16 protein-coding genes are annotated in these 14,884 nt (G+C 71.4%); 10 read left to right on the forward strand and 6 right to left on the reverse strand.

What is annotated here, in order from left to right; genetic code table 11:
• Positions 1-135 precede the first annotated feature (135 nt).
• The 4 genes from thrS to IRX98_RS16040 all read left to right on the forward strand — a co-directional run bounded on the left by thrS (position 136) and on the right by IRX98_RS16040 (position 5,579).
• Positions 136-2,121 carry a threonine--tRNA ligase gene (gene thrS, locus IRX98_RS16025; protein WP_372456093.1) on the forward strand — a complete coding sequence of 662 codons (1,986 nt, stop codon included), beginning with the start codon at positions 136-138 and terminating at the stop codon, positions 2,119-2,121.
• Between the two features lie 5 nt (positions 2,122-2,126).
• Positions 2,127-2,627: a hypothetical protein gene (locus tag IRX98_RS16030; protein WP_224278459.1), complete on the forward strand. Its 501-nt coding sequence runs from the start codon at positions 2,127-2,129 to the stop codon at positions 2,625-2,627.
• Positions 2,627-3,784, forward strand: coding sequence for a MalY/PatB family protein (locus tag IRX98_RS16035; RefSeq protein ID WP_224278462.1), 1,158 nt, complete (start codon positions 2,627-2,629; stop codon positions 3,782-3,784). The genes IRX98_RS16030 and IRX98_RS16035 overlap by 1 nt, the downstream gene beginning before the upstream one ends.
• Positions 3,785-4,091: 307 nt before the next feature.
• Positions 4,092-5,579, forward strand: coding sequence for an HNH endonuclease signature motif containing protein (locus IRX98_RS16040; protein WP_224278464.1), 1,488 nt, complete (start codon positions 4,092-4,094; stop codon positions 5,577-5,579).
• 176 nt (positions 5,580-5,755) lie between these two features.
• Here the strand turns inward: IRX98_RS16040 and IRX98_RS16045 are convergent, their stop codons facing one another.
• From IRX98_RS16045 to IRX98_RS16055, 3 genes are read right to left on the reverse strand one after another with little or no spacing between them, the layout of a single operon-like run.
• Positions 5,756-6,616 carry a phosphotransferase gene (locus tag IRX98_RS16045; protein WP_224278466.1) on the reverse strand — a complete coding sequence of 287 codons (861 nt, stop codon included), beginning with the start codon at positions 6,614-6,616 and terminating at the stop codon, positions 5,756-5,758.
• 40 nt (positions 6,617-6,656) lie between these two features.
• Positions 6,657-7,229, reverse strand: coding sequence for a hypothetical protein (locus IRX98_RS16050; RefSeq protein WP_224278468.1), 573 nt, complete (start codon positions 7,227-7,229; stop codon positions 6,657-6,659).
• Positions 7,230-7,278: 49 nt separating this feature from the next.
• A complete protein-coding gene (locus tag IRX98_RS16055) occupies positions 7,279-7,755 on the reverse strand; it encodes a GNAT family N-acetyltransferase (RefSeq protein WP_224278470.1) in 477 nt (158 codons plus the stop codon).
• Between the two features lie 23 nt (positions 7,756-7,778).
• Here IRX98_RS16055 and IRX98_RS16060 point away from each other — a divergent pair, with 23 nt between their 5' ends.
• Positions 7,779-8,288: an HIT family protein gene (locus IRX98_RS16060; protein WP_224278472.1), complete on the forward strand. Its 510-nt coding sequence runs from the start codon at positions 7,779-7,781 to the stop codon at positions 8,286-8,288.
• Here the strand turns inward: IRX98_RS16060 and IRX98_RS23575 are convergent.
• Positions 8,273-9,415, reverse strand: coding sequence for a N(5)-(carboxyethyl)ornithine synthase (locus IRX98_RS23575; protein WP_224278474.1), 1,143 nt, complete (start codon positions 9,413-9,415; stop codon positions 8,273-8,275). The genes IRX98_RS16060 and IRX98_RS23575 overlap by 16 nt on opposite strands.
• On the reverse strand, positions 9,412-9,549 hold the full coding sequence (locus IRX98_RS16070) for a hypothetical protein (protein WP_165354226.1): 138 nt from the start codon (positions 9,547-9,549) through the stop codon (positions 9,412-9,414). Before IRX98_RS16070 ends, IRX98_RS23575 begins: the two co-directional genes overlap by 4 nt.
• Positions 9,550-9,622: 73 nt before the next feature.
• On the opposite strand from IRX98_RS16070, the gene IRX98_RS16075 reads away from it, so the two are divergent.
• From IRX98_RS16075 to pdxS, 3 genes are all read left to right on the forward strand, one after another.
• Positions 9,623-10,396: an inositol monophosphatase family protein gene (locus IRX98_RS16075; RefSeq protein WP_224278476.1), complete on the forward strand. Its 774-nt coding sequence runs from the start codon at positions 9,623-9,625 to the stop codon at positions 10,394-10,396.
• 9 nt (positions 10,397-10,405) lie between these two features.
• Positions 10,406-11,029 carry a phosphatidylinositol phosphate synthase gene (pgsA, locus tag IRX98_RS16080; protein ID WP_224278478.1) on the forward strand — a complete coding sequence of 208 codons (624 nt, stop codon included), beginning with the start codon at positions 10,406-10,408 and terminating at the stop codon, positions 11,027-11,029.
• Positions 11,030-11,095: 66 nt separating this feature from the next.
• Complete coding sequence (gene pdxS, locus IRX98_RS16085; protein ID WP_207081745.1) at positions 11,096-12,004, forward strand: pyridoxal 5'-phosphate synthase lyase subunit PdxS; 909 nt, start codon at positions 11,096-11,098, stop codon at positions 12,002-12,004.
• 9 nt (positions 12,005-12,013) lie between these two features.
• Here the strand turns inward: pdxS and IRX98_RS16090 are convergent, their stop codons facing one another.
• Positions 12,014-13,159, reverse strand: coding sequence for a serine hydrolase domain-containing protein (locus IRX98_RS16090; RefSeq protein ID WP_224278480.1), 1,146 nt, complete (start codon positions 13,157-13,159; stop codon positions 12,014-12,016).
• 66 nt (positions 13,160-13,225) lie between these two features.
• Between IRX98_RS16090 and pdxT the strand changes: the two genes are divergently transcribed.
• The gene (pdxT, locus tag IRX98_RS16095; protein WP_224278482.1) at positions 13,226-13,831 is read left to right on the forward strand and encodes a pyridoxal 5'-phosphate synthase glutaminase subunit PdxT; all 606 of its coding nucleotides are present in this window, start codon (positions 13,226-13,228) and stop codon (positions 13,829-13,831) included.
• 36 nt (positions 13,832-13,867) lie between these two features.
• The gene (locus tag IRX98_RS16100; RefSeq protein ID WP_224278484.1) at positions 13,868-14,653 is read left to right on the forward strand and encodes a YebC/PmpR family DNA-binding transcriptional regulator; all 786 of its coding nucleotides are present in this window, start codon (positions 13,868-13,870) and stop codon (positions 14,651-14,653) included.
• The last annotated feature ends 231 nt before the right edge of the window (positions 14,654-14,884 follow it).

Consider the following 14,884-nt stretch of genomic DNA (forward strand, 5'->3'; position numbering starts at 1 on the left):
CCCACGTTCGCCGCCACCACCGCGGACCCCACCCGACCGGGTGTGCGGCGAAACCGGGGTGAGCGCGACCACGACCGGCCGATAGCATCGCCGGAGCATCCCGCCCCACCCTCCACACCCCTCACAGGAGCTCTCGTGCCCGACATCAAGGTCGTCCGCATCCACGCCGATCAGCGTGCGGAGACCACGGTCACGACCGGCACCAAGGCCTGGGAGCTCTTCCGCGACGACGCCGACGTGATCGCCGCGCGGGTGGCCGGTCAGCTCAAGGACCTCGCCTACGAGCTCGCCGACGGCGACGAGGTCGAGTCCGTGGCCATCGACAGCGCCGACGGCCGCGACATCCTGCGCCACTCGACCGCGCACGTGATGGCCCAGGCGGTGCAGCAGCTCTGGCCCGAGGCCAAGCTCGGCATCGGCCCGCCGGTCGAGAACGGGTTCTACTACGACTTCGACGTCGAGACCCCGTTCGTGCCCGAGGACCTCGTGAAGATCGAGTCCGCGATGCGCAAGATCATCAAGGAGAACCAGCGCTTCGAGCGCCGCGTGACCACCGACGCCGACGCGCTCGACGAGCTCAAGGACGAGCCCTACAAGGTCGAGCTGATCGGCCTGAAGGGCGGCGCGGGCGCCGCGGACACCGAGGGCGCGAGCGTCGAGGTCGGGGCCGGCGAGCTCACCATCTACGACAACATCGGGCGCAACGGCGAGGCCAAGTGGTCCGACCTGTGCCGCGGCCCGCACCTGCCGACCACCAAGCGGATCCCCGCCTTCAAGCTGATGCGCAGCGCCGCGGCCTACTGGCGCGGCGACGAGAAGAACAAGATGCTCCAGCGCATCTACGGCACCGCGTGGGAGACCAAGGAGGCGCTCGAGGAGCACCTCCACCGCATCGAGGAGGCCGAGCGCCGCGACCACCGCAAGCTCGGTCGCGATCTCGACCTGTTCAGCTTCCCCGACGAGATCGGCTCCGGTCTCGCGGTCTTCCACCCCAAGGGTGGCGTGATCAAGCGCGTGATGGAGGACTACGTCCGCCAGCGCCACATCGAGGAGGGCTTCGACTACGTCGGCACCCCCCACATCAGCAAGGAGGGGCTGTTCCACACCTCCGGACACCTGCCCTACTACAAGGACACGATGTTCCCGCCGATGGAGTTCGAGGGGTCGGACTACTACCTCAAGGCGATGAACTGCCCGATGCACAACCTGATCTTCCGCTCGCGCGGACGGTCCTACCGCGAGCTGCCGCTGCGGTTGTTCGAGTTCGGCTCCGTCTACCGCTACGAGAAGTCCGGTGTCGTGCACGGCCTGACCCGCGTGCGCGGACTGACCCAGGACGACAGCCACTCCTACGTCACCCCCGAGCAGGCGCCGGGCGAGGTCAAGCACCTCCTCGACTTCGTGCTCGGCCTGCTGCGCGACTTCGGCATCGACGACTTCTACCTCGAGCTCTCGACCCGCGACGACGCCAAGCCCGACAAGTTCGTCGGGTCCGACGAGGACTGGGCGACGGCCACCAAGGTGCTCGAGGACGTAGCGGTCGAGTCGGGGCTCGAGCTGGTGCCCGACCCGGGCGGTGCCGCGTTCTACGGCCCGAAGATCTCCGTGCAGGCCCGCGACGCCATCGGCCGCACCTGGCAGATGTCGACCATCCAGTACGACTTCAACCAGCCGCAGGGCTTCGAGCTCGCCTACCAGGCGGCCGACGGCAGCCGGAAGCAGCCGGTGATGATCCACTCGGCGAAGTTCGGCTCCCTGGAGCGCTTCTTCGGCGTGCTCGTCGAGCACTACGCCGGCGCCTTCCCGCCCTGGCTCGCACCGGTGCAGGTGCAGGCGATCCCGGTCGCCGACTTCGCCGCGGACTACCTCCACGACGTGGCCCGTCGGATGAAGTCCCAGGGGCTGCGCGTCGAGGTCGACGACTCCGACGACCGGATGCAGAAGAAGATCCGCAACGCGCAGCTGCAGAAGGTGCCGTTCATGATCATCGCCGGCAACGACGACATCGAGGCGGGCGCGGTCTCCTTCCGCTACCGCGACGGCCGCCAGGACAACGGCGTGCCGATCGACGAGGCGATCGAGCGGGTCGCCCGCGCGGTGGCAGCGCGCGAGCAGGTCTGACGCGCGTGCCCGAGCCCGACGACCAGGTCGACCACGACTGGCCCGAGGGCGGGGGCGCGCCCTTCGACACCGCGCCGGACGAGACGCGATGGGTGTTGTTCGCACGGGGACGGTTCGGCCGGACGTGGCCGGCGGGCGACGCCCTCGACTTCGGCAGCTCGACGACCGACTTCTCGCGTCGTGTTCCGTTGGGCTACGCGACCATCCAGGTCGTCGAGCGGCTCGCGGTCGTCGACCGTGGCACCGTGCTGCGTGAGTGGCCCCTGTCTGGTCCGCGCATGGACGTCGAGGTCCCGGTCCTCGACCCCTACCAGCGCCACGTCCCCGGCTTCGAGCCGGACCCGACCTTCGAGGTCCTCGACGGGCGGGGCAGCCGGCGCGGCCCGGACGGCGCGTGGATCCACCATCGGCACGACTCGTACGACGCGGCGATCGCCCATGCGCGCACGATGACCGACCGGCGTGTGCTCGTCGTGCGCCTCATCGAGGAGAAGGGCTGGCACTGATGACTGCCACCGAACGACGACCGATCGTCGACCTCACCGATGCGGAGGCGCGCCGCGCGCTGCCGCTCAAGTGGGGCACGGTGCCCGACGACGTGATCCCTGCGTGGGTCGCCGAGATGGACTACGCGGTCGACCCGGTGGTGATGATGGCCGTCCAGCGCGCGCTCGCCGACGGCGTCACGGGATACCCGCTCGATGACTATCCCGAGCTCGCCGAGGCCTACGTCGGCTGGGCCGGGCGGCACTTCGGGTGGGCGCCGGAGCCCGCGGCGGTCCGCGCCGTCGTGGACGTGACGGCGGGTGTCCGCCTCGCGATCGACGTCCTCAGCGGACCCGGCGGAGTGGTCTTCCCGACGCCCGGCTACAACGCCCAGCACCGGCTGGCCGACATCACCGGTCGGGCCGAGCACCTGCTGGAGGTGCCGGCCTCGGCCGAGCGCGCCGAGATCGACCTCGACCGCCTCGACGGGCTCCTCGCCGACGGCGCGCAGACGCTGATCCTGAACCAGCCGCACAACCCGTGGGGCCGCGCGTTCACCCGCGCCGAGCTGGAGGGGATCCGCGACGTCGTCCTCCGCCATGGTGCCCGCGTGGTGTGCGACGAGATCTTCGCCCCGCTGGTGCTGCCCGGTGCGGAGCACGTCTCCTACCTCGCGATCGACGGCACCCACGACCACGCGGTCGCGGTGGTCTCGGCGTCCAAGGCGTTCAACACCGCCGGCCTGAAGTGCGGGCAGCTCGTCGTTCCCTCGGCCGCCGACCGGGCCCGGCTCGACGCGGAGCCGATGTCGCGCAACGACTCCTACTCCCCGCTCGGCATGGTCGCTGCCCGCGCGGCCTACGACCACGGCGACCCGTGGCTCGCGTCGCTGGTCGAGCGACTCGACCAGCAGCGGACGCTGCTCGGGTCGCTGCTCGCCGAGCACCTGCCGGAGGTGCGGATGCGGCCGATCGAGGCGACCTACCTGGCCTGGCTCGACGCCTCCGCCTACGGCCACGACGACGCCGCGGGCGTCGCCCTCCAGCGCGGTCGGGTGATGGTCAGCCCGGGGGAGTCGTACGCCCCCGGCACGACCGGCCACGTGCGGCTCAACGTCGCCACCTCGCCGGAACGGCTGACTGAGGTCGTACGCCGGCTCGCCCAGGCCTGGACCTGATCGCTCCTTCTTCCTTCCTCGCCGGTTGAGGCGCGAGCGCAGCGAGCCTCGGAACCATGCTCACCCTCGGTGCTCGAGCACCCGCCGCCTCCCCCTCGGTGGTCGAGTAGCCGGGCCGTCTTTCCCTCTCGGTGGTCGAGTAGCCGGAGCGGTCTTTCCCTCTCGGTGGTCGAGTAGCCGGGCGGTCACTGGTCGAGTAGCCGGAGCGGTCGCTCTCTCTCGGTGGTCGAGTAGCCGGAGCGAGGTACGAGCGGAGGCGTATCGAGACCCGAAGCGAGTGTCGGACCCCTTCCCTAGACTCGAACGCATGATCGAGATGCTAGGAGTGGAGCCGGAGGCCGGGGCAGACGCCCTCGGCCCCACGGCCCTGCTCGCCTCGATCCGCTCGGCCCGGACTGCTGAAGACGCTGCCGCCGCGGAGCAGCTCGACCTCGCGGCCCGGTGGGCGGACCTCCACCCGCCGGAGTCGCTCCACTCGGCCGCGACCTTCACCGTGGCTGGCTGCGAGCACGAGGAACCGATCGCCGGCCCGGGCACGCCGCTGGTCGCGGAGTTCTGCGTCGCCGAGCTCGGCACCGTCCTCGGCATCACGTCGGTGTCGGCGAAGAAGCTCATCGGCCACGCACTCGAGCTGCGCCACCGCCTCCCGAGGCTGTGGGCGCAGGTCCACGCCGGGCGGGTCCCTGCTTGGCGTGCGAGGGCGGTCGCCGAGGTGACCATCCATTCGACCCCGTCCCTGACGGTCGAGGCAGCCGCCTTCGTCGACGCCCAGGTCGCCGCCGTGGCCGGCAAGATCGGCCCCGCACAGCTGGACCGCCTCGTCGCGGAGACCATCAAGCGCTACGACCTCGCCGACGTCGACCCGGCCGCGGACCCGGAGGACGGCTACCTCCACGTCGACCCGCGCCACGTGACGATCCACGACGAGGACGTCCACTTCGCCGGGACCGTACGGCTCGAAGCGGAGATCGACCTCGCCGACGGACTCGACCTCCACCAAGCCCTCGCCCACGGCGCAGCCACCCAGAAGGCCCTCGGCTCCGAGGAGTCACTGGACGCTCGCAGGGCCAAGGCACTCGGCGACCTGGCCCGCACGCAGACCGCGCTCGACCTCCACGATTCTGCCGGTGGCCGAGCGGCCGGTGAATCTGTTGATGGTCGAGTAGCCGACGAATCTGTTGGTGGTCGAGTAGCCGGTGAGGAACGAGCCGGCGTATCGAGACCAGACCTCCCCGCGGCCCGCGAGGTCGTGCTCCACGCCCACTTCGACGCCAGCCTGTCCGGCGACGCCACGGTGTTCGGGCCGACGGGGCGGCTCGAGGAGGGCCAGCGACTTCTGCTGCTCGAGCAGATCCAGTCCTGGTGCGGCGACTCGCGCACGAAGGTCACGGTCAAGCCGGTCATCGACCTCAACCAGGAGAAGTCCGCGCCGGGTTACGCGGTCCCGGACCGGATCCGTGAGCGCGTGGTCCTCCGCGACCGGACCTGCGTGTTCCCGTTCTGCGGTCGACCGGCCCGGGGTTGCGACGTCGACCACGTCATCGAGTACGACCACGACGCCGAAGCGGAGGGTCGACCTCACCCCGGGCCTACGGAGACCGAGAACCTGGGCGCGTTGTGCCGGTTCCACCACCGCCTCAAGACCCATTCCGCCTGGCGATACGACATGGTCGCCCCCGGGGTGTTCGAGTGGACCTCACCGCACGGCCACCGCTACCGACGCGACCGCACCGGCACCACCGCGCTCGATCCGCCCGACCCAGGCCCACCCCGGATCCCGTCACCCCGAAGATGACCCCGCCCCGCACCCCGCCAGCAGTAGGAGGCGGGGTCACAGGCACGTCCGCACCTGCTCACCGTCCTGCAGCGAGCGATCAGACGAACCGCAGAGCGTCGACGTAGGCGTCCAGATCGGTGTGCAGGCGCAGCAGTCGATCACACGCCCGCTTCGTCTCCCCGCGCCCCAGCGGGTCATCGGCTCGCGTGGTGGACCAGCCATCCTCCCCACGCCGCGACCCAGCCGCCGAGCACCCAGGGTTCGGCGGGCGGGAACACTCCGGCGGTACGGCCGTACGCCGCGATGACCCGCTGGAACCCGCGCGGATCGGTGCTCCAGTCGAGGGCCACCGTCGAGGCCTCCCTGATGACTGATTGCGGCCCCGCGGCATCCCAGTCGAGTGCCACCAGGGTGTCGCCGACGCTCAGGGCGTTCTTGGGGTCGAGGTCCCCGTGCGAGCTCGCGTGGCGTGTCCTCACACCGTTCGCTGCCGTATGGGCCTCCAGTTCGGCCAGACGTGGTGCTGCTCGTCGAAGGTGCTGGGCGAGCAGATGGGGCATCTCGGCGTGGTCGGCAAGTCCGGCCCACGTCTCTTCGTCTCGGGGCTCGTCGTCGAGGACGTCGTCGAAGTGCTCGGACACGTTGTGAATCCGAGCCGTGAGCTCACCGACCTCCTCGAGCCAGGCGTACGGCTGCACCGGTCGTCCCTCCACCCACCGGTGGACCCTGACGAGGTCTCCAGCCACGACAGCCAAGCAGTCGCCTCCAGCAGCCAGCATCGGCTCCGGACACGGGACGCCGCGCCGGAACGCCGCCGCCTCGATGGCGTGAGCCCTCTCGATGTTGTCGCGGAACCCGGGCTCGTCCGTGTGGGCCCGCATGACCTTGACGGCGAACGCTCCCGTGCTCGTGTCGAGCTTCCACATCTCGTTCGACAGGCCTCCGGTCACGGGACGCACGGCAGTGGGGCGGCCCAGCTCGAAGACCTCGGCGATCGCGTCGAGCGGATCCCCGCCGTCCTCGTCGGACCACTGACGTACGACTGCCCTGACCATGTCGCGAGGGTAGCCACGCGTCCGCCCCGGTGCCCGCCGGTCACGGTGCCGACAGCGTCAGGTCGATCGCGCGCAAGCGACCCTGCTCGTCCGCGACCAGCACCAGCGCGAAGTCCCGCGCGCAGTCGCGGTTCGCGGGCACCGGCCTGAGCACGACGAGCCGACCGACGGGCAGCGCGCCGGTGCGTGTCGGCGCGCAGGTCACCCCGTCGTACGCCGCCTCGTGCACGACGGGCGTCCCGTTCATCTGCGCTGTCCTGAGCGGGCCGAGGAAATCGATCGGGCACGACGTGGCGGCGTAGCCCTCCCAGCCCTCCGGGCACGCGGTCCACAGGCCACCGTCAGCGAGCGCCGAGGCGACGTCGACGGACGCCGCGGGCTCACCGCCCAGCGTCAGCCGCACCGACGCCCGGTGGGGAAACGACGCGGACCCCCCCGCGGCGCGGGCGACGAACCGGTCCGCCAGGCGACCGAGGTCGGGCGCGAGGGTCGGAGCAACGGTCGGCACAGGTGCCGAGGGCTCGGGCACCGTCGGGCGTGATGGGGCCGGATCGGCAGAGCACGCCGACAGCAGGGCGAGCAGGACCACCGCCGCGGGGCTCGTCGTCACCATGCACGTACGACGCGCGCGGCGACCGTCCCGTTGACCACGGGGGGCGACCTCAGACCGCCTTGACGTACCTCCGGCACGGCGACACGAAGGTCTGTCCGCCGGCGGTCACCTCGTAGGGCAGCTCGCCCTCGTCATGCCAGCCGCACCGCTCGTAGAACCGGCGCGCACGCGCGTTGCCGGCGACCACCGCCAGCCAGGCGACCTCGTGCCCGCCTGCGGCCACCTGGCGCTCCGCCTCGGCGAGCAGCACGTCGGCGAGCCCGGTCCCGCGAGCCGCAGCGCCGACGAAGACCTGCTCCACCTCGTCGCCCACCACCATCACGAACCCGAGCAGCCCACCGTCGCCGGACACCGCCACCGTGGTGTCGGCGACGCGGGCGGGCGTGCGCTCGTGGAAGGCCGGCAGCGTGCGGGCGGCCGTCAGCCCGTCGGGCACGTGCCCGGCATGGCCGTCGTGCCAGCCCTGGTGCCACAGGTCGGCGACCGCGGCCATGTCGGCCGCGACGGCCGGTCGGATCGAGGTCACGGCCCCACCCTAGGATCGCGGGCATGAGTGACGACGCGCTGGAGCGGATCTGGACGCCCCACCGGATGGCCTACGTCCGCTCGGCCGTCGACGACGAGGGGTGCCCGTTCTGCGCGATCCCCGGCCACCCCGACGACGAGTCGCTGGTCGTGGCGCGCGGCGAGTCGACGTACGTCGTGCTGAACCTGCACCCCTACAACCCCGGCCACCTCATGGTCCTGCCCTACCGCCACGTCGCGGACCTCGCCGACCTCACGCCCGAGGAGTCGCTCGAGCTCATGGCGATGACGCAGCAGTCGCTTCGCGCGATCCGCGCGGTGAGCCAGCCGCACTCCTTCAACGTCGGGCTGAACCTCGGTCGCTCGGCCGGCGGGTCGCTGTCGGAGCACCTGCACCAGCACGTGGTCCCGCGCTGGACCGGCGACGCCAACTTCATCACCGTCGTCGGTGGCGCCAAGATCCTCCCGCAGCTGCTCGCCGACACCCGCCGGCTGCTCGCCGACGCGTGGGACGGGGCTCAGGCCACCGCGTAGGGGTGCTCCGGCCCCCGCCCCTGGAACGCCAGGATCGCGGGGTTGCAGACGCGCCCGTCGCGGACCTCGATGGCCCGGCGGATGGTCTCGTTCGCGTCCCATGCCGCAGGGCCGCCGAGCACGGTGTCGACGAAGGGCAGCAGCGCCTCGCTGTTCTCCCACGTCGCCGAGCTCCACAGGTACGACGGGCTGTGGTCGACCGCGTAGTAGTGCACCCGGTCGCCGACGGTGAACATCGGGTCGTCGAACGTCGTCGGCACCGCCCACTCGAAGCCCATCGCCTCGTCGCACGACACGTCCACGACCAGGCTGCCCTGGCGGAAGGCCGCGACGTCTGCGGTCCGCAGGTAGGTCAGCGGCGCCGCGGTGTCCTGCAGGGTGCAGTTCACGACGATGTCGTTCTCCGCCAGGTACGCCGCCAGCGGCTCGCGGCCGCGGTCGGTGATCACGTGGCTGACACCCGGGGTGTCGGGGTCGTGGTCGAACTGGCGGATCCGCACCGAGTGGATCGGCGAGCCGACAGCCGCGACCCCGCGGGTGGTCAGGACCGCGACGTCGGCGACGCCGTGGGCCTTGAGGGCGGTGACGGCCCCGCGCGCCGTGGCGCCGAAGCCGATCACCACCGCGCTGAGCCGGCGCCCGTAGTCGCCGGTGATCCCGATGAGCTCCATGGCCTGGATCACCGAGCAGTAGCCGGCGAGCTCGTTGTTCTTGTGGAAGACGTGCAGCCCGACGTGGCCGTCGGACGTCCAGTGGTTCATCGCCTCGAAGGCGATCAGCGTCAGCTCGCGGTCGATCGCGAGCTGGGTCATCCGCTCGTCCTGCACGCAGTGCGGCCAGCCCCACAGCACCTGGCCGGGGTGCATCATCGCGACGTCCTCGTGCTGCGGCTTCGGCAGCACCACGACGTCCGACTCGCGCAGGATCTCCTCACGGGAGGCGAAGCCCGCCACGAGCGGGGCGAGCTCGTCGTCGCCCACGCCGAAGCGGGCGGCGTACCCGTGCTCGAGCGTGGTGCGTGCCGCGACCTCGGGGTCGAGGCGCGCGAGGTGGTCGGGGTGGAGCGGGAGGCGGTGCTCGTTCTCCTTGGCGGACGTGCCGATGACGCCGAGGCTGAGCCGACTCACTTCTTCTTCGGAGGGAGGAACGTCTCGTCGGCGCCGCTCTTCCCGGCCGCCTTGGCGTGCTTGTCAGCACGCTTCTCCTTGATGGACTTGCCGGACTTCTTGGACATGCCTTGCCGTGGCGACTTGTCGCTCATCGGGGCTCCTCGGTTCGGTAGCCTGACTGGCTCCGTCCTGCCACAGTACGCCTGCCGCACTACCGTGGGCGCCATGGATCACGCGCACCTCGCCGCCGACGCCGCACTCGCAGCCGACCTGGTCCGCGAGGCGGCCCTGCTGGCCGCCCGGATCCGGGGCGAGGGGCTCGACGTGTCGCGCAAGACCAGCGGCTCGGACATCGTCACGCAGGCCGACACCGCGGCCGAACGCCTGATCGTCCAGCAGCTCACCGCCGAGCGTCCCGACGACGCGATCGTGGGGGAGGAGGGCACCTCGCGCCCCGGCACGTCGGGTCGCACCTGGGTCATCGATCCCGTCGACGGCACCTACAACTTCTCCCGCGGCAGCGACTGGTGGTGCAGCGCGATCGCGCTGCACGACGAGGCCGACGTGCTGCTCGGCGCCGTGCACCACGCCTCCACCCTCCGCACGTGGGTCGGCGGCCCCGGGCTGCCGACCACGCTCGACGGTGCGCCGCTCGCGCCCCTGCCCGCGACGCCGCGCGAGGCGCGCTGCGCCACGACCTACCTCCACCCGCCGTTCTACGGCAGCGAGGTGGGGGAGGCCTTCGCCCGTGCACTCGGCGAGGTCGGGACGTTGCGGATGCTCGGCTCGGGCACGATGGACGTGATGGCCATCGCGTCGGGCCAGTGGGACGTGCTCTTCCAGCACTCGGTGGCCGACTGGGACCGCCTCCCGGGCGCGGCGATCATGCGGGGCGCGGGCGGCGAGTCGGTCGTCGTACACGCTGCCGGCGTGGACTGGACCGTCACCGGCGCGCCCGCGGCGGTGGCGGACGTCAGGGACGCGCTGCTCGAGCGGTAGCCTGCGGCCGTGCTCGACAGGTTCAAGCAGTTCTGGCAGGGCGTCATGCTCGCGCCCTTCGTCAACCTCTTCGTCCGCCTCGGCATCAGCCCCGACGTGGTGACGCTCGTCGGCACCCTCGGCGTGAGCTTCGGAGCGCTGTTCTTCTTCCCCCGCGGGATGGTGTGGGAGGGCGTCCTCTTCATCACCGCCTTCGTCTTCAGCGACCTCATCGACGGCGCGATGGCCCGCAAGACCGGCCGCAAGGACGACTTCGGCGCCTTTCTCGACTCCACCCTCGACCGGGTCGCCGACGGCGCGCTCTTCGGCGGGCTGGCGCTCTACTTCGCCTGGCAGGCCGAGAGCCGCCTCTACCTCGTGCTGTGCCTGGTCATCCTGCTGATGGGCGCCGTGACGTCGTACGCCCGCGCCAAGGCCGACCACCTGGGCTACGACGCCAAGGTCGGCATCGCCGAGCGTCCCGACCGCCTCGTCGGCATGCTCGTCCCCGCCTTCTTCGCCGACGTCCTGAACCTGCCGATCCTGCTCGAGGTCGCGCTCTGGGCGCTCGCCATCGCGGCGACCGTGACCGTCGTCCAGCGCATCTGGGTCGTGCGCCGCCAGGCGCTGGAGCGCGCGGCCTCGCAGGCCTGATCGGGCACCCCCTCGAGGGTCGAGCCCGATGCATCCTTTGGGATGAGCCCGGACTACGATCTGGCCATGGCTGAGCACACCCCCGAGACCCCCATCGAGCACGGCACGAGCCGCGTCAAGCGCGGCATGGCCGAGATGCTCAAGGGCGGCGTCATCATGGACGTCGTCACCGCCGAGCAGGCGAAGATCGCCGAGGACGCCGGCGCCGTCGCCGTGATGGCGCTCGAGCGCGTCCCGGCCGACATCCGCGCCCAGGGCGGCGTGTCGCGCATGAGCGACCCCGACATGATCGACTCGATCATCGAGGCCGTCTCGATCCCGGTGATGGCCAAGGCCCGCATCGGCCACTTCGCCGAGGCGCAGGTCCTTCAGTCCCTCGGTGTCGACTACATCGATGAGTCCGAGGTGCTGACCCCGGCCGACTACGCCAACCACATCGACAAGTGGAAGTTCACCGTGCCCTTCGTGTGCGGCGCGACCAACCTCGGCGAGGCCCTGCGTCGCATCACCGAGGGCGCGGCGATGATCCGCTCCAAGGGCGAGGCCGGCACCGGCGACGTGTCCAACGCCGTCATGCACATGCGCACCATCGGCGGCGAGCTGCGCCGCCTGCACTCCATGTCCGAGGACGAGCTCTACGTCGCGGCCAAGGAGCTCCAGGCTCCCTTCGAGCTGGTCAAGGAGGTCGCGGCGGCGGGCAAGCTCCCGGTCGTGCTCTTCACCGCCGGCGGCATCGCCACCCCGGCCGACGCGGCGATGATGATGCAGCTCGGCGCCGAGGGCGTCTTCGTGGGCTCGGGCATCTTCAAGTCCGGCAACCCCGCCGAGCGCGCCGAGGCGATCGTCAAGGCCACGACCTTCTTCGACGACCCCGACGTGGTCGCCAAGGTCTCGCGCGGCCTCGGTGAGGCCATGGTCGGCATCAACGTCGACGAGATCCCGCAGCCCCACCGCCTCGCTGAGCGCGGCTGGTAGCCACCCGCCTCAGCGCACCGCCCGCGACAGCACCGTCGCGGCATCGACGAAGCCGTACGCCTCCTCGCCCGCCTGGGCGGGGAGGCCTATGCGCACCACCATCGTCCGTGTGGTCGGGTCGACGAGCAGCACCTGGCCGCCGAAGCCGAGCGCGGCGTAGACGTCCTCGCCGACAGACGGCGCGAGCTGACCGGTGACCTGGCGCAGCGGCTGGCCCTGCGCGTCGACCGCGTCCGTGGCCCCGCGCAGAAGGCCGGGACGGTTCAGCCACCACAGGTAGCCGTAGGCCGCGTTGTGCGGGGTCGAGGGACGACCGACGGCGTCCGTGACGTAGCCCTTGTCGAGCAGCCGGGTGCCGTACGCCTTGCCCCTGCCGAGCTGCAGCATGCCGAAGCGGGCGAGGTCGAGGCACGTGGTCTGCAGGCCGTAGAACACCGCCGCGTCGTCGGCCCGGTCGGTGATGAACCGCGTGCGCGCCATGCCGAGGGGCTCGAAGAGCCGGGTCCGGGCGTACCTCGCCACCCCCATCCCGGTCGACCTCTCCAGCACCCGCTCCAGCACCTGGATCGCGGCGTTGTTGTAGGCCCACGCCGTGCCGGGCGCGTGCTGCTGCGACAGCCCGATGGCGTACGCCGTCCGGCTGCGTGCCGCGAGCAGGTCGGCGTAGTCCGACTGCAGCGACCAGAAGCGCCCGCTGTCGTTGGCGAGGAGGTTGCGCACCGTCACCGTCGCCGAGGCCGTCCCGCGCCACTGCGGGACGTAGCGCGCGACGCGGTCGTCGAGGCGCAGGTCGCCGTCGCGCACCGCGATGCCGACCAGGGTGCTCGTCACCGACTTGGTGATGGAGTAGACCTCGCGGGGAGCGTCGCGCCGCAACTGCCAGTTGTCCTCGCGGACGAGCTTGCCGTTGCGGACCACCGCGAAGCAGGTCGAGTCGCGGCGCCTGGCGACCTGCGCGCCGTCACGGAGGGCACTGCCGCGGAGACCGACGCTGGCGGGGGAGCGCACCGGCCACCCCTCGACGCGCTTCCCGTCCGTGGCGGGTGCCGAGGCGGCGGTCGCGCTGACGGCGCGGTCCGGCGGTCCGGCGTACGCCGTGGCGGCCACGATGGCGCCCGCGACGGTGAGGGCTGCGAGGCCACGACGAAGTCCCATGGGCGCAGGATACGGCCGGGCCGACCCGCCTGAGCATGGATCGACCCGCGGTCCTACCCTCCCTCTGTGCCTGCCGCCCAGCCCACCATCGGCGTCCTCGCCCTCCAGGGCGACGTCCGCGAGCACCTCGCGGCGCTGCGCTCGCTCGGTGCCGACGCGATCTCCGTACGCCGCCCCGCCGAGCTCGCGGCCTGCGACGGCCTCGTCCTCCCGGGCGGGGAGTCCACGACGATGGTGAAGCTCGCTCGGATCTTCGACCTGCTCGAGCCCCTGCGCGACGCCGTACGAGCGGGCCTGCCCGCGTTCGGCACGTGCGCCGGGATGATCCTGCTCGCGGACCGCATCGAGGACGGTGCCGCGGGGCAGGAGACGATCGGCGGCCTGCACCTCACGGTGCGCCGCAACGCCTTCGGGCGCCAGGTCGACTCCTTCGAGGAGGACCTGCACGTCGACGGGCTCGACGACCCGGTGCGGGCCGTCTTCATCCGGGCGCCGTGGGTCGAGGCGGTCGAGGACGACGTCGAGGTGCTCGCGCGCGTGGAGACCGGTCCGGCCGCGGGTAGGATCGTCGCCGTCCGGCAAGGCCCCCTGATGGCGACCTCGTTCCATCCCGAGGTCGGCAGCGACGACCGGGTGCACGGCATGTTCGTGGACCTGGTGCGCTCGGCCTGAGCGGACCGACCAGCACGTCGAGAAGAAGAGGGACTCATGTCAGGCCACTCCAAGTGGGCAACGACCAAGCACAAGAAGGCCGCGATCGACGCCAAGCGCGGCAAGCTCTTCGCCAAGCTCATCAAGAACATCGAGGTGGCGGCCAAGCAGGGCGGCGGCGACCCCGCCGGCAACCCGACCCTCTACGACGCCATCCAGAAGGCCAAGAAGAGCTCGGTCCCCAACAAGAACATCGACTCCGCCCTCAAGCGCGGCTCGGGCGCCGAGTCCGGTGGCGTCGACTACAAGACGATCTCCTACGAGGTCTACGGCCCCCAGGGCGTCGCGATCCTCGTCGAGTGCCTCACCGACAACACCAACCGTGCCGCGATGGAGGTCCGCACCGCCGTCACCCGCAACGGCGGCACGATGGCCGACCCCGGCTCGGTCTCGCGCCTGTTCACCCGCAAGGGCATCGTGGTCGTTCCGAAGTCGCAGGACCACGACGGCACGGTCCGTGAGGTCAGCGAGGACGACGTCCTCGAGGCGACCCTCGACGCCGGCGCGGAGGAGGTCAACGACCTCGACGAGGCGTTCCAGGTGCAGAGCGAGGCCACCGACGTGGTCGCCGTACGCACCGCGCTCCAGGACGCCGGCATCGACTACGACTCCGCCGACGTGGAGTTCGTCGCCAGCCTCGAGATCCCCGTCGACGCCGCCGGCGCCGCCAAGGTGCTCCACCTCGTCGACGCGCTCGAGGACCTCGACGACGTGCAGGACGTCTTCACCAACGTCGACATCCCCGCCGACGTGATGGCCGAGCTCGAGGCCGCCGACGCCTGACGAGCCGGTCCACCCGCTCGCGCCTCGCGCCGCCCGCCTCTCCCGCTGTGCCCGCCTCTCCCGCTGTGCCCGCCTCTCCCGCTGTAACGCCGGGTTAGTGCTTGGGCGGATTCAACTGGTCGTCGCAACACCCCCTGATGTCGGAGGTGTTCACAGATGGCGACGGCGGACTGGAGCAAGAAGACCAGCGATGTTCCCGAGGGTGCGCGTCGGCAGTGGCGTGCTGACAGA

The organism is Nocardioides lacusdianchii (genome assembly GCF_020102855.1).
Classification (GTDB): domain Bacteria; phylum Actinomycetota; class Actinomycetes; order Propionibacteriales; family Nocardioidaceae; genus Nocardioides; species Nocardioides lacusdianchii.

Coding starts and splice junctions, on each gene's coding strand:
- IRX98_RS16090 (WP_224278480.1), bottom strand. CDS start 13,159: ATGGGACTTCGTCGTGGCCTCGCAGCCCTCACCGTCGCGGGCGCCATC.
- IRX98_RS16045 (WP_224278466.1), bottom strand. CDS start 6,616: ATGGTCAGGGCAGTCGTACGTCAGTGGTCCGACGAGGACGGCGGGGAT.
- IRX98_RS16060 (WP_224278472.1), top strand. CDS start 7,779: ATGAGTGACGACGCGCTGGAGCGGATCTGGACGCCCCACCGGATGGCC.
- IRX98_RS16075 (WP_224278476.1), top strand. CDS start 9,623: ATGGATCACGCGCACCTCGCCGCCGACGCCGCACTCGCAGCCGACCTG.
- IRX98_RS16100 (WP_224278484.1), top strand. CDS start 13,868: ATGTCAGGCCACTCCAAGTGGGCAACGACCAAGCACAAGAAGGCCGCG.
- IRX98_RS16040 (WP_224278464.1), top strand. CDS start 4,092: ATGATCGAGATGCTAGGAGTGGAGCCGGAGGCCGGGGCAGACGCCCTC.
- IRX98_RS16035 (WP_224278462.1), top strand. CDS start 2,627: ATGACTGCCACCGAACGACGACCGATCGTCGACCTCACCGATGCGGAG.
- pdxS (WP_207081745.1), top strand. CDS start 11,096: ATGGCTGAGCACACCCCCGAGACCCCCATCGAGCACGGCACGAGCCGC.
- IRX98_RS16070 (WP_165354226.1), bottom strand. CDS start 9,549: ATGAGCGACAAGTCGCCACGGCAAGGCATGTCCAAGAAGTCCGGCAAG.
- IRX98_RS16050 (WP_224278468.1), bottom strand. CDS start 7,229: ATGGTGACGACGAGCCCCGCGGCGGTGGTCCTGCTCGCCCTGCTGTCG.